At 36.6% G+C, this 13,495-nt stretch carries 12 protein-coding genes; 3 read left to right on the top strand and 9 right to left on the bottom strand.

Annotation, left to right across the window (positions count from 1 at the left end; translation table 11 throughout):
* Positions 1–53 precede the first annotated feature (53 nt).
* From K350_RS0106240 to hrpB, 3 genes are all read right to left on the bottom strand, one after another.
* Positions 54–998 carry an SPFH domain-containing protein gene (locus tag K350_RS0106240; RefSeq protein ID WP_028979168.1) on the bottom strand — a complete coding sequence of 315 codons (945 nt, stop codon included), beginning with the start codon at positions 996–998 and terminating at the stop codon, positions 54–56.
* A gap of 196 nt (positions 999–1,194) precedes the next feature.
* Positions 1,195–1,842 (bottom strand): acyl carrier protein, encoded by a 648-nt coding sequence (locus tag K350_RS0106245; protein WP_156026954.1) that lies wholly within the window; start codon positions 1,840–1,842, stop codon positions 1,195–1,197.
* Between the two features lie 31 nt (positions 1,843–1,873).
* Entirely contained in the window at positions 1,874–4,369 is a 2,496-nt protein-coding gene (gene hrpB / locus K350_RS0106250; protein ID WP_037574415.1) for an ATP-dependent helicase HrpB, read from the bottom strand.
* A gap of 214 nt (positions 4,370–4,583) precedes the next feature.
* Here hrpB and K350_RS0106255 point away from each other — a divergent pair, with 214 nt between their 5' ends.
* Positions 4,584–5,009, top strand: a complete 426-nt coding sequence (locus tag K350_RS0106255; RefSeq protein ID WP_211236723.1) for a methionine-R-sulfoxide reductase — start codon at positions 4,584–4,586, stop codon at positions 5,007–5,009.
* Between the two features lie 63 nt (positions 5,010–5,072).
* Here K350_RS0106255 and K350_RS0106260 read toward each other — a convergent pair whose 3' ends face one another.
* Entirely contained in the window at positions 5,073–5,966 is an 894-nt protein-coding gene (locus K350_RS0106260; protein WP_156026955.1) for a hypothetical protein, read from the bottom strand.
* A 286-nt stretch (positions 5,967–6,252) separates the two neighbouring features.
* On the opposite strand from K350_RS0106260, the gene K350_RS27675 reads away from it, so the two are divergent.
* Complete coding sequence (locus K350_RS27675) at positions 6,253–6,798, top strand: HdeD family acid-resistance protein (RefSeq protein ID WP_081670914.1); 546 nt, start codon at positions 6,253–6,255, stop codon at positions 6,796–6,798.
* A 106-nt stretch (positions 6,799–6,904) separates the two neighbouring features.
* Here the strand turns inward: K350_RS27675 and K350_RS0106270 are convergent, their stop codons facing one another.
* Both K350_RS0106270 and mreB read right to left on the bottom strand, forming a co-directional pair.
* Positions 6,905–8,119, bottom strand: coding sequence for a DUF8173 domain-containing protein (locus K350_RS0106270; RefSeq protein ID WP_028979174.1), 1,215 nt, complete (start codon positions 8,117–8,119; stop codon positions 6,905–6,907).
* 59 nt (positions 8,120–8,178) lie between these two features.
* On the bottom strand, positions 8,179–9,207 hold the full coding sequence (gene mreB / locus K350_RS27680) for a rod shape-determining protein (protein ID WP_037574418.1): 1,029 nt from the start codon (positions 9,205–9,207) through the stop codon (positions 8,179–8,181).
* A 363-nt stretch (positions 9,208–9,570) separates the two neighbouring features.
* Here mreB and K350_RS0106280 point away from each other — a divergent pair, with 363 nt between their 5' ends.
* Complete coding sequence (locus K350_RS0106280; RefSeq protein WP_028979175.1) at positions 9,571–11,544, top strand: sensor histidine kinase; 1,974 nt, start codon at positions 9,571–9,573, stop codon at positions 11,542–11,544.
* A 32-nt stretch (positions 11,545–11,576) separates the two neighbouring features.
* On the opposite strand, the gene K350_RS0106285 is transcribed toward K350_RS0106280, so the two are convergent.
* From K350_RS0106285 to K350_RS0106295, 3 genes are read right to left on the bottom strand one after another with little or no spacing between them, the layout of a single operon-like run.
* The gene (locus K350_RS0106285; RefSeq protein WP_028979176.1) at positions 11,577–11,927 is read right to left on the bottom strand and encodes a hypothetical protein; all 351 of its coding nucleotides are present in this window, start codon (positions 11,925–11,927) and stop codon (positions 11,577–11,579) included.
* 55 nt (positions 11,928–11,982) lie between these two features.
* The gene (locus tag K350_RS0106290) at positions 11,983–12,426 is read right to left on the bottom strand and encodes a hypothetical protein (RefSeq protein ID WP_028979177.1); all 444 of its coding nucleotides are present in this window, start codon (positions 12,424–12,426) and stop codon (positions 11,983–11,985) included.
* A complete protein-coding gene (locus K350_RS0106295) occupies positions 12,426–13,481 on the bottom strand; it encodes a trypsin-like serine protease (RefSeq protein ID WP_028979178.1) in 1,056 nt (351 codons plus the stop codon). The genes K350_RS0106290 and K350_RS0106295 overlap by 1 nt, the downstream gene beginning before the upstream one ends.
* Positions 13,482–13,495 lie beyond the last annotated feature (14 nt).

A 13,495-nucleotide genomic window follows, 5' to 3' on the forward strand; every position in this document is an offset into this window, starting at 1 on the left:
AGCATAGGCCAGACCTATGCCTTTTTGTTAAAGTAATTTTCTAAAGGCATTTATTAGTCAGAATTTTTTCCTGAAGCATTTTTAAAATCACCCATTGAAATCGCCATCAATTCTTTCATAGTTCTCTGCATACTGTCTGCAGATCCATCCAGGAATATAGTATTTCCTTTGCCATGTTCAGCAAAATGCTTCACAGCCTCTGTCCACATCGAAAACAAAATAAGAGAGGCATTAAGGTTGGCTTCTTGCATTTCTTTGGCTGCCTGGGTCATACCTTTTGCTACTTCCTGTCTGAATAGAGCAACTCCTTGCCCGCGAAGCATTGAAGCTTCCCTTTCTGCCTCTGCAGCAATTTTAATAGCATTACCTTCTGCTTCGGCAGCTTTGGTCTTAGTGATGAGTAATGCCTGGCCCTCATTTTCTGCAGCTGCTTTAAGGTTGTTGGAAGCAACCACCTGAGCCATAGATTTCATAATGTCTTCATCAAAAGTTATATCATTCATCTGAAGGTCCAGCAAATGATAGCCCCAGCTTTCAAGAGTTACATCAAGCTGTTCCTTTACATCTTCTACAATTTCTCTACGCAGAGAAAGCACCTCAGATTGTTTTTTGGTTGCTACAAATCCTCTGATTGAACCTTCTACTGTGCGGATCAGTGCTTGCATGAAATTGGTATGGTCTACAAATTTGAAAGCAACATTTTTTATGGTTTCTTCTTTCTGGTCCAATACTGAGTATAGTAACATTGCAGTAAAATTAACATTGGCCTGGTCAATGGTAGTAGCCTGGAACTCAAGCTCTGCTGAATGGTTCTGGACAGATACTCTATTGTGTATAGTTTCAATTAAGGGGATTTTCAGATTTAATCCGGGCGTAAGAATTCGACGATATTTTCCGAAAACAGTGATCACACCAATTGTTCCCTGTTTTATGGTAACAAAAGAACTAAACAAAATAATGAGGGTCAGGATGGCGAAAACAATAAAAACGTAGATCATGATAGTAAAAGAGTAAATAATGGTTTATATAAATCCTATATCGAATATAAAAAGTCAATAGTTGTTGAATTGCAAAAAATAATTAAATCTTAAAATTATTTCCTCAAAAGTAGGTATAAATCCTGAATGATTGAATCTTCAAAAAATCAATAAGAAAAAAATCCTGCATGGCTTTTACCAGGCAGGACTTTTAACACTATGTCTGATTGTTATTTACCTTGGTGTTAATGCAATAAATCAGATCTTCAATTGTGGATTCCGGAGTTATTTCATTATTCCCTATATCTATTTTAAAAATGTTTTCTACGTTGAATAACAAAAGATTAAAATCTAGAATGGTTAAATTCAGATCTTTTGTAAAAGATGAAGTGCTGTTAATTTTTTTTGAATGAATCAGAATTTCTTTATCCAGAATTCCATAAACAGTTTTTTTAATATTTCTCATAGCAAATGTATTTATAGCTATGACAACGTATTGGGTAATTACCCCTATACAATAATTTGTAAAATTATATTTTTCTAAATAGGTATACTTTAAGATTTTAAAATGCGTTCCACAAAAATATTGTGCCTTGATGCTCAATAAATTTACTCCAGATTGCTGAGCTTGGGAATAGAGGATCTTTGAATTTAATTCCTTCGGAAACTCCTCTGTACGGTTCTGTTTTTGATATAATTCTTCAGCTTTTTCTGTAGAAACAATCTGCAATTCAGAGTAAGTAGTTTTGCCTGATACAATTGGAAACCCAGCTACTCTTGCTGTCGCTGAACATTCAGTGCAAGTTTTGTATTTGGTAAAGCCTTTAGACGCAGATCCGGAATGGTTTCCTGGCATTTGATACATTGCATGGTTTTAAATTCATTTGTTGCAAATTTTATTTTTGTTCTCTTTTTTTAACACCTCTTACAGCCTCTGCAGTCCAGGGATCTTCCGGCCAGTGATGTTTGGGGTACCTCATTCTGAGTTCTTTCCTTACTTCCTGATAAGTGTTTTGCCAAAAACTTTTTAAATCCTGGGTTATTTGAACAGGCTTATATCCTGGAGACAACAAATGTAGGATTACTTTATTTCTTCCTTCGTTTACTGCAGGAGAATCAAGTAAACCAAAGACTTCCTGAAGTCTTACTGCCAGCACTGGTGGTGCTCCGTCTTCCTTGTATTGAAGTTTGATAAGTGAACCGCTGGGTACTTTGATGTGTGTCGGTGCAAGATGATCCAGTTTTTGAAACAGATCCCAGGAAACTATTCCTGAAATGATTCCATTCATATCCAGTTTTTTGAAATCTTCTTTTTTCCTGAGGTCCTGAAGATAAGGAGCAACCCATTCTTCAGCATTATCTGTAATGTACTTTCGGTTCATTTCAGGCCATGATTCTGTATTTCTCCATAGGTGAAGACTTTGCAACCTTGCCATTAGTTCATCAGTTTCTTCCGACCAGGGAAGCAGATCTTTGCCTTCTGATTTTATAACTGAACTTAACATTGCAGATAGTTCTTCTTCAGGAATGTTTTTAAGCGGACTAGAGCTGACTATAATTTCACCTATCTTAATCTCATTTCGGGCAATTAACATCCCTTTATTTTTATCCCAACCTACCGCTCTTTTGTTCTTCTTAAAATGATCCAGATCGTCGGGGTTAACTGGTGCTGCAAGAAAGATTTTACCTTCACCTATACCTGCATCGAGATGAGCAATGGCAAGCCAGTTTTCAACATTTAAAGGATCATATTCTCCGAGCTTTGCGGATCTTCCATTTGCCAGTCTGTATGAATTGTTCGCTGCATCTTTTTTGATAGCAATTCTTTCAGGATATGCATCTGCTATCAGTTCTCCAACAGAAGTTGCGCTTACAGATGAGTTGTCAGCAGATATATTAAATGCTTTTCTCCAGGAAGAAGCTATACGTTCAATTCTTTCAAGAATATTTTTTTCAGCTTCTGTATATTCCTTATTGCGCCACCTTCTTAGAGCCTCTATTCTGATCACCATGTTGCTTCCAGCTTCTTTGCGCAATGGATCTCTCTCTTCGAGAATGGCTGCAAGGTCTGAGGCTAATGTTAAAAGGCTTTTATGTTTACCTTCTATAAGAAGATGAGCAATCCTTGGATGAGTAGGTAACTTGATAATTTCTTTTCCTCTTTCAGTGATTTTTTCCTGATCATCAATTGCATCAATATTTTTAAGAAGCTCTTTGGCTTGTTTTACCGAACCTTGCGGAGGAGCCGTAAGGAAGGAGAGGTTGTTAATGTCTCTTGCTCCCCAGTTTATCAGTTCCAGCATGGTGGGGCTTAAATCTGCTTCAAGGATCTCAGGTGTTCTCTGGTCCTGAAGATATTGATGTGATGGCTGTGACCATAGCCTATAACATATTCCCGGTCCAAGTCTTCCTGCTCTTCCAGCTCTTTGGTCAGCAGCATCTTTAGTGACTGGTATTGTTTCAAGTTTGGTTAAACCAGTTTTGGGATCAAACTTAGGAGCTCTTGAAAAGCCACTATCAACAACGATTTTTATTCCTTCTATTGTTAAGCTGGTTTCTGCTATTGAAGTAGCCAGTATTATTTTTCTGTAGCCATTAGGATCAGGAGATAAAGCTTCCTGTTGCTTTTGCAGAGGAAGATCACCGTACAAAGGCAATATTTTTATACTTCTCAGATCTTCACTCAGCGAGTCTAGGGTTTTAAGTATTTCACCTGTTCCCGGTAAGAATACGAGGACGTCACCATCATCATGCAGGGATAATATTTTTCTTATAGCCTTTGATGATTGCTGAGGAATCGAAAGGTTATGATCCTGAGGCATATAATTGATCGTGACCGGATGTTGTCTGCCGCTGCTGGAGAGAATAGGAGCTTTATCCAGTAAAGAAGATAGTTGATCTCCATTTAAAGTTGCGGACATAATCAAAATGCGCAAATCTTCTCTGAGTACGGTTTGTACTTCTCTGCAAAGAGCAAGAGCAAGGTCTGCGTGCAGGCTCCTTTCATGGAATTCGTCGAAGATAACCAGACCAACATTATCCAGAGAATTATCCTGCTGAATCATTCTGGTTAATATTCCCTCTGTAAGTACTTCAATTTTTGTGTCTTTACTTACCTTATTGTCAAAGCGGACCCGATACCCAACTGTTTTCCCAACCTCTTCATTCAGGTGTTTGGCCATTCTTGATGCCACAGCCCGGGCAGCCAGTTTCCTGGGTTCGAGCATAAGAATTTTTTTGCCTTTGAGCCAAGGTTCATTATATAATGCAAGTGGGAGAACTGTACTCTTTCCTGCTCCTGGAGGAGCTTGTAATATCAGGGTAGTATAAAGATTTAATTTATCTTTTATATCCGGAATAATTTCCTGAATCGGAAGATCAGTTGTGCTCACTTTATTACAAATTAGATGAATATGAAAATCAATAAGCAATTCAATATTTAGAAACGCTATTTTGTTTTAAAATTAGAAAGACGACATAAGAAAAGCTATCTCAAAAAGTTTTATATTGTATTAACATCTTTTTGAGATTATGAAGAAATGTGTTTTTCTTTTGCTTGGCAATATGTTGTTATTTTATGTTTCATCCTGTTCTCAGAATAAACCTATGAATACAAATGAAAAATCGGTGGAGTTAGAAAAGTTCCATGTGGCTAAAGATTCTTCCCAGTTTAATGCTTTGAATCCTGAAGAAGAAAGGGTTATAGTGCATAAAGGTACTGAAAGACCTTTTACAGGTAAATATTATAAAAACAAAGAAGAGGGAACTTATATCTGTAAAAGGTGTAATGCTCCTCTTTATAGATCTAAGGATAAATTCGATTCTTTTTGTGGATGGCCAAGTTTTGATGATGAAATTCCAGGTGCAGTAGAGAGAATTCCTGATCCTGATGGAATGAGAATTGAAATTATCTGTGCGAATTGTAAAGCGCATCTAGGTCATGTTTTTGAGGGAGAAGGTTTTACGGCCAAAAATTTAAGGCATTGTGTCAACTCTGTATCTATGGAGTTTGTACCTTTTAAAGAAAAGTAATAACTAGTTAAATAAAAACGCCCATCGAAATTCGATGGGCGTTTTTATTATGAGATGTATTTTTTAATAATTATGAATCTCAACATCAGTTTCATCCTGATAAGGTGATTCAGAGTTTATTTCTACATCCCCATTTCTATCAATTTCAACTTCATCGTTGCTATCGAAATTGTATTCGCTAGAAGCATCATATCCTTCGTCCATTGGAGTTTTTGCTTCTGTTTCTTCATAATAATATTCTGTTTTCTCAACAGGTTGTGATGGATTTTCAACGACACTTTCTCTATATTTTTTGTTGTACTGATCCTTAGGCTCACCTCTGAAAAGCTTGGTTATACCTTTTACCGGTGAGTATGCAATACGTGCAATACCTTCACCTGTTTCACTGACTATAGTTGTAGCGACTTTAAAAGGAGCTTCTACTATATTTCTGAATTTAGACTGATGCCCTTTCTCTTTCTTTTTATAAGTTACGGTTTCGGTAGCTTCAGTCATTTCGTCACTTGTAGTTACAAGTTCCTCTTCGCTTTTCACAGTCTGATCGCTGTTATCTGCATAGTCTTCTTCCATAAATAGAGAAGTGTCACCGCCTGCAGTACTTGCTGATTCTTCAAAAGATGAAGTATCGTTCAGCATAGATGAACCGCTTGGGCATGATGCAGAAGTATCTTCAAGCATTTCGTCATTCATGTCCACATCTTCACTTTCGGATGATTCAAACTGGTAAGCATCGTTGTAATTGTCACCTGTGCTGCTATAATCATATTGTCTGTCCTGCTCATCGAGCTGGTCATCATTTATATTATAGTCGTATTCGTCATACTGGAGTTCATCTGGTTTAGATTTGTCACCTGACATTCTGGACTCACCAGATTCTTTTTCTGTACAAACATATTCCTGCGCTACTGAAACGTTCCATATCCCTGCAGCCAGCAAAATAACCATTATATATCGCATTGTCGTTTTGTTTTAATTTAAACTTACAATTGATTAACATCAATGACTTTTTATTCTGTTCCTCAATTCGTTTAAGGGATAATTTTTGATGATTTAATGAACTAATTTTTATTCATTTTTATTTAGTACTTTTTTTTATAAACGTTACCGAAGAGCTGAAAACAGGGCAGATTAATATTATATCAGTGAAGATCCGTATGTATCTGAACTTAATTGAAGTCCATATTTTTAATAATTATATAGTGTGACTAATTGAAAAAATTATTGTGTACTTAGAACTGATATTATGGAGACTTCTGTATCGAGATATGAGAGAAGGGTGCGGTGGATGGCTGCCTTAAAAGGACTCGTTCTTATTCTATTAGGTGTTGTAGCTTTGTTTTACCCAATCGCAACAATACTTACATTTGCAATTTATGTTGGTATTACTACATTAGTGACAGGCTTTATTATAACTATTGCAGCAATTGTGAATCATAGGGTTAATGGTTGGGGATGGGCTCTTGCTGAAGGTATTTTGGATATAATTTTCGGAATAGTGCTATTGTCGTATCCATTTATGACAGCTTTAATATTTCCAATAATGGTGGGATTCTGGATATTCTTTGGAGGTGTTCTTCAGATATCTACTTCAATTGCCTACAGGTCTGAAGTTAAAAGCTGGTGGTTAGGACTGATATTTGGAATAGCGGCTATTATGTTTGCTTTCTGGATATTGTATTCACCTGCAACTTCGGCGCTAGCGCTTACTTTCGTTGTCGGAATCTTTGCAATGGTGTTTGGATTATATTATATTATTAATGCTATTACTCATAAGAGGATTGCATTCTAGAGTTGCAGATCTTCTATCTGATTATTATTAATAATAATTTCTATTAAAAGATTATAGATTGAAAGGAGCTTCTTGAAGCTCCTTTTTTTATATGAATTTTTTCTTATTAAAAACTAACCCTCGTCTGATTTCTCTTGTCCATGAATTTTAAAAGCAGTCCTCCATAGGCTGCACATGTAAGTAGAGCAATAATTAGAAATCCTATAAACGGAATCAGCAAGATCACATGAAGTAGTATCAGGATAATAATGGCTGTTAATAAAAGCATCCATTTACTCCAGTGCTTCTGTAGCTTATAATTCCCCATATTGGCAATGGCAAGGGATGTAACGACAAGTCCGCAGGAAATACTAAAGAGATAGATAAAGAATAGAAGTACAGCGATTGGTATGCCGATAATACTTATAAACAGAAGAAAAATCGCAAATGGAAATAATATGAAGTAAATAAGTCCATATCCCAGGCTTTTTATTGGTGTCTTAGCAAGATATACTCCGGTGCTCTGAAAAGATGCAGGCCAGATATATGTGAGAATGATAAACATCAATATCGCAAAAAAGATATGCCAGATAAGAAAGATGAATCCAGATTGGAATGAAGTATCGTTCTTTTGATTGTGTGCTGCCAAGGAATTGTCGTAATCAAAGCGTCCGGAATGAACTTTGGGGGAAACTTTTAGTGGTCCTCCTTCCTTCCAGTATCTGACATTATCCTTAAAAAAAGCATTGGAACCAACTGTAAAATTTTGTGCTGCAATTTCAGCACGTCCATTCAATACTGCATTGATTCGGAGTTTCCCTCCTTCAATTCTGGTATTACCATCAATGTTTCCACCTAGAGATATGGTCCCACCTTTAATGATAAGATTACCTTTGATGACTCCTTCACAAAATATGCTTCCTGCATATACAGTAAGATCACCATGGATAATACTGCCTTTGCTGATATATACTTCGTTTGCAAATAGTATTACATCTCCCTTAATGATACTGTTGATGTTGATGTTTCTCGCTGCAGCTCTGAAGTCATCATTCAATACACTTTTTACGTCTATTGTTTCAGCTGCTGTTACGAGATCTCCCTTTATGGTGTCTTCAATTGAAATGCTTTGTGCTGCCGCATATAAGTCGCCGCTTATAACTGCCTTGGAAACAAGTTTTTTGGAGGAAACATATTGATCTCTGCTAGTAGAAGTGTCAATGATAACGACATCCCCATTTTTATAATCACCGGCAAGGGCAGGATTTGAATAAGGGGATAATAGGGGGAAGAATAAAATAATGAGGTTGAAAACCGGGATGATTAAAGAGGGTAGTTTCATCTTTATTAAAGTTTAGATGAAAACTACGCTCAGAATGCATTGTTCACAATGGCTTAAGCTTAAGCCATTAGTACATGATTAAAGTTTTCAGGTTTTTGAAGTATTTGAGCAATCCCTTTGCTAACCGAGAAAAAGGCATTATAATCAATATGCACTGGCACTTGAATACGGGCTTCGAATCTTTCCTTCAAACCCCTTAACAAAGCATTTCCACCTGTTACATGAATTCCATTGTAATAGATATCGGAAGCAAGTTCCGGAGGACAGGTTTCTAAGGTTTGAACGATGGTATTCTCTATTTTTGTAACTGATTTATCAATAACAGAAAAGATTTCTTTGTAGTCGATTTTTTTTGTTATGGGAATTCCTGTAACAAGGTCTTTACCCTTGATAGTGAGAGGAGCAGGAGGATTGTCGATATCTTCACGAACTGCCCCAATGCGGATCTTTATCTGCTCTGCAGTTTTAAGCCCCACCGCAAGGTTATAATTCCTCCTGAAATGGTCCTGAATTTCTTCGTCAAAAGTATCTCCAGCTGTTCTGATTGAATTAAATGATACGATACCGGATAAGGAAATCACGACGATTTCAGTGATGCCTCCTCCAATGTCAACAATAAACTTTCCGTCAGGTTCTTCAATATTCAATCCCATGCCCATTGCAGCAGCCAAAGGCTCGAAAATAAGATATTTTTTTCTGGAATTAAATTGCTCCAAAGCATCGCGTAAAGCTCTTCTCTCCACTTCGGTCGCATAATAAGGGATTCCCGATATAATGTGGTCAAAACCCCTGAAAGGCAATTTGCTAGGGAAGATCTTCTCAACAAGCCCTCCAAGCATTTTTTCTGCAGAATGAAAGTCTGCTATTACACCACCTTTCATTGGTTTTACAGCCTTAAGGTTCTCATGTGTTTTTTCAAACATATCATATGCCTCACCACCAACAGCTTTGAGAGAATTGTTATATCTGTTCAAAACAATGTAGGAAGGTTCTGATAATAAGACATTATTCTTGTCTGTTAGTAAAGTATTATTATTGCCAAGGTCAATGGCAAAACTTTTTTCTTTGTTGAAGTTTAAATTTAACATATGGTTAGTACCCCTGCCTGTATAAATCCTTTTAACGGCGAATTTCCTAAAAGTGATGTCTTTAAATTAAGTTTATTTGTCGAAGAAATGTAAAAATATATAGAAATACTAAGATAAAACCTTTAATTTTATTGAAAATCGCTTAAACCTGTATTTTAGGTTTTTACTTTTTTACGGGTTTTGCGTACATCCACTTATATTATATAAAAACCTTTAGGGGGGATGTTACAATTTCAAATTATGGTCCCCGTTACCAAGATATACTTTGACAGTTTAAAGGTCTGTAGTGTGGGAGATCAGGTGTGAAAATTAGCAAGTAATTGTTTATTAAATGAGTCAGTAATCGGAATCCCGATTCTTAATATGTCTGTTTTAAGGTCTTTTCTATTAATCCTTCTTTATCTTATCTCATATGCAGGTTATAGCTCGACACCTATTGAGATAGGGGAAAATGATCCTGAAATGGATTATGTTTTTACAGGAGGGTCAATTGAAATTTTTAAAGATACCAGCAGAAAAGTAACAATCAGGGATATTGTGGATCATCACAATGTGGTTTTTGAACCCTATGATGCTGCCATGGTAGCTACTATCGTCAATTCAAAGGTAGATTACTGGGTGAGGTTCACAGTCATCAATAGGAAGGCCACTTCCGGTTGGACAATTGAACTTTTTGATTTCAGAATTGATGATTTTGAGCTATATGTTCCTAATCCTTATGGTGGTTTTGAGAAATTTGAAGGGGGAGATAAACGACATTTCAATAAGAAAATCTATAAACATAAAAATTTTGCATTTGATGTCAATCTCCCCAGAAACAGGCCTAATGTAATTTATTTGAAAGTAAGATCAGAAGGGCCCGTTGGAATCATTGGGGTTATCCGAAATTCAAAGCGATTCCTAGGTTACGCAGTAAGTGAATACTTCCTTCTGGCTCTTTTTTACGGAGTGCTCATTGCGATGGTGCTCTATAATATCTCCATGTTTGTAACTGTAAAAGATAGAGCATATATCTATTATGTCTTTTATCTGATTAGTATCATTATTTATGCTTCTACTCAGGACGGGACAGGGTTTCAATATCTCTGGCCAGATATGCCTGTATTGAATGAGTTTTTACCAGATTTTTCTTTGTTGCTTGTTATTCTGTTTGTAATACTTTATTGCAGAGCCTTTTTGCGGACAGAAACAGAGTCTATCTGGTTTGACAACATGCTTGTCATGTGGAGTTTTATAAGAATGGGATTGTATCTGGTAAGTTTTGTACATCCTGTTTTGTATAGACTTATTTGCCCTTTTACTGATCTGGTTATTTTTCTGTTTACTTTTGCCGCTGGTATAGAGGCCATGCGTAGACAAAAGTATAAGCCTGCGTATTTATATGTTATCGCCTTTGGATTTTTCTTCTTAGGGTATACGATCTATGTTTTCGATCATTTAAGATTTATTTCTCCTTCAATCTTCTATGTATACAGCCTTAATTTCGGTGTTGCACTGGAAGCTATTATATTCTCTCTTGCATTGGCGTTAAGAGTTAAACTTTTGCTTAAAGAAAAGCAAGATATGCAAGAGCAGCTTATCTATCACTTAAAGGAAAAGGAGCAATTCAGAAGTAAGGTTAACAGGGATTTAGAGCAAAAGGTACTGGAGAGGACTCAAAAGCTGGATACTTTTGTTTTTAAGGCTTCCCATGACATCAAAGGGCCGTTAAGGTCTATCATTGGTCTAACCAAAGTAGGAGCAAAGGACGTTCAAGACCAAAAGGCTAAAGAGTATTTTGAGCATATTTTGAAAAGCACCACCAGGCTGGATCTTCTGCTTGCTGATTTAATTTCCCTTACAAGGATTCAGCAAGCAACTTTGAAAGAGGAAGAAATAGATTTTAAAGTATTAGTGGAAGAGTCTATCAATAGCTTTTCACATCTGGAGTTGTTTCATGATGTTTCAGTCTATATTGATATAAATGTACAGGAGCCTCTGAAAGGCGATAAATCTCTGTATAGGTCAGTGATTCAAAACCTGGTAGAGAACGGATTGAAGTATAGTGATCCTTCAAAGGAAAATTCATTTTTTAAAGTAATAATAAAGTCATCAGGAAGAAAACTTTCAATGGTTTTTGAGGATAATGGTCTTGGAGTAGATTCTTCATTAAAGGATAAGATTTTTGAAATGTTTTTTAAGATTGATTCAACTTCTGAAGGGTCCGGTCTTGGACTACATATTGTAAAAATGGCACTTGAAAAGATGGGCGGAAAAATAAGTCTGGAAACTGCTGAAGGCAAGGGGAGTACTTTTACAATTGAAATACCTTTAGTCAAGCAATTGGATTTTGCTTAAAATAAAAAGAACAGGTTCTTATACCTGTTCTTTTATGCTTCTCCGCTTCCTGATTTCTCCAGGTTTATATCTCTGGTAATATTGGATCCTGTTGTACCTGTATCGATTTTGTTATAATCGATCTCATAGGGTAAAGATCCTGCTGAACCTTGTCCATCCGGAAGTTTATTTGTTCTATTTCTTATTTTCCCTGTTCCTATAAAGTCTCCTCCTTCTTCTCCTTCTCCGGAGGACAGTCCATTGTGAATTTCTTCATCTATATCTTCAGAAGATTCTGCCATAAAATCTCCGGCTTCTTCTCCTAATCCTGAAGAAAGTCCGGGATGTTCATCTCTTTCTTTCTCAGCTACAATTTCTTCTATGTCCCGGGATTTTGTTTTCATAATTAATCCTTTGTATATAAAACAAGACCTGCAAGGGATTAATTTCAATCAGAGATTATTTGGTTGGAATGATTTGAGGATATGGATTGATCTTAACAGAATAATTTTTTGATATTTTTCTGAGTGGAGAAAGGTCAAAACGTAAGGTGTCTAATAATAATCTTCTGCAATGGTCATCTGTAGTAAGATGAAGTAGGTTCAACTCGAAAACCGAAGCAGAAGGCTTGCCATTGCTTAATAGTTCAAACTTATGCTGCCTGCATCCTCCTCCATATTTAACTGTAACAGTTAATATGTCATTAGTGATCTTTGAAGATAGTATGTCATAGTCAGGGTCTCTAAATCCCGATGCAGTATCTTTTACTATCTGTATCGCAGGGTAATTACTGTTTCCTTGAAAAGATGCTGTAGATGCAGGCCCTTTTTTGCATGAAGCTGTTATTGCGAATAAGAATAGTATGAATGCTTTTGTATAGTTTTCAAAGATTACTTTACTCATTAATTTTTATAAAATTTACCTGAGATCATTTGATTTCCGTCCTGTACTAAAATTACGTATAGGCCATCTTTAAGAGAAGATAGGTTGACTTCATTGTTACTAATGGATCCTTTGCAAAGCAAGCGTCCACAAACGTCATAGATGGAATATTCTCCTTCAGATATTGAAGAGTTTAGTTGCATAAAGCCATTGATTATGGTTCCTACACTTTCAGGCTGTGTAATTGATGTAACAGTGGCATTGGCAAGTATCCAGTCTGCATAGTTTGCAACTCTGGTATATACTCCTGGCTGGTTAGGTGCCGCACATGCTCCGCCCCAGCTAACGATACCTGTCTGAATGGTTTTGTTTTCATTTACAGACTTAAAAACAAGAGGACCTCCGCTGTCTCCGGCGCAAGCATCCTTACCTCCGGTCAGAAACCCTGCACAAAGCATATTTGAAGTAACTTCTCCCTCATAAACAGCATCACTGTTGCAAACCGCATTGGAAATGATTTTTACCTCAACCTCCTGTAGGGTATCTGCAATTAATGATGTAGGTTGTGTATATCCCCACCCCATTACAGTGCTGGTTAACCCATTTTTTGTATAAGTTGTATCGTCTTGTTCGGGTAAAGAAACAGGAGTATTTGTTACTGGGTGTTCGAGCTGAATAAGTGCGATGTCTCCATCTACAGTAACTGGATCATATGTAGGGTGAATGATGATCTTTTTAACATTGATTCTCTGGTAGCCTGATTCAGGCTTCGTCAGAGAATAAAAGTCAGTAAAAACGTTGATTTGAGATGGTTTGTATGGGGTAGTAGTAGTTGTAGTTTCGTCAGTGACACAGTGTGCAGCTGTAAGTATCCATTCATTATTGATGATTGTTCCGCCGCAGTATATAGAATTCTCTGGTGTAGTTTCATCGGAGTATCCGATACCTACCATCCATGGATAAGCACCTTTGGCTGCATTTTTTCCTCCGATGATTCTTTTAATCTGTGCTGTCGCAGAAAGAAATAAAGAGTTGAATACGATACAGGCTAGTATGATCGGTAAAAATTTTTTCATCTTAGTCGGTTTTG

This window comes from Sporocytophaga myxococcoides DSM 11118 (genome assembly GCF_000426725.1).
GTDB lineage: Bacteria > Bacteroidota > Bacteroidia > Cytophagales > Cytophagaceae > Sporocytophaga > Sporocytophaga myxococcoides.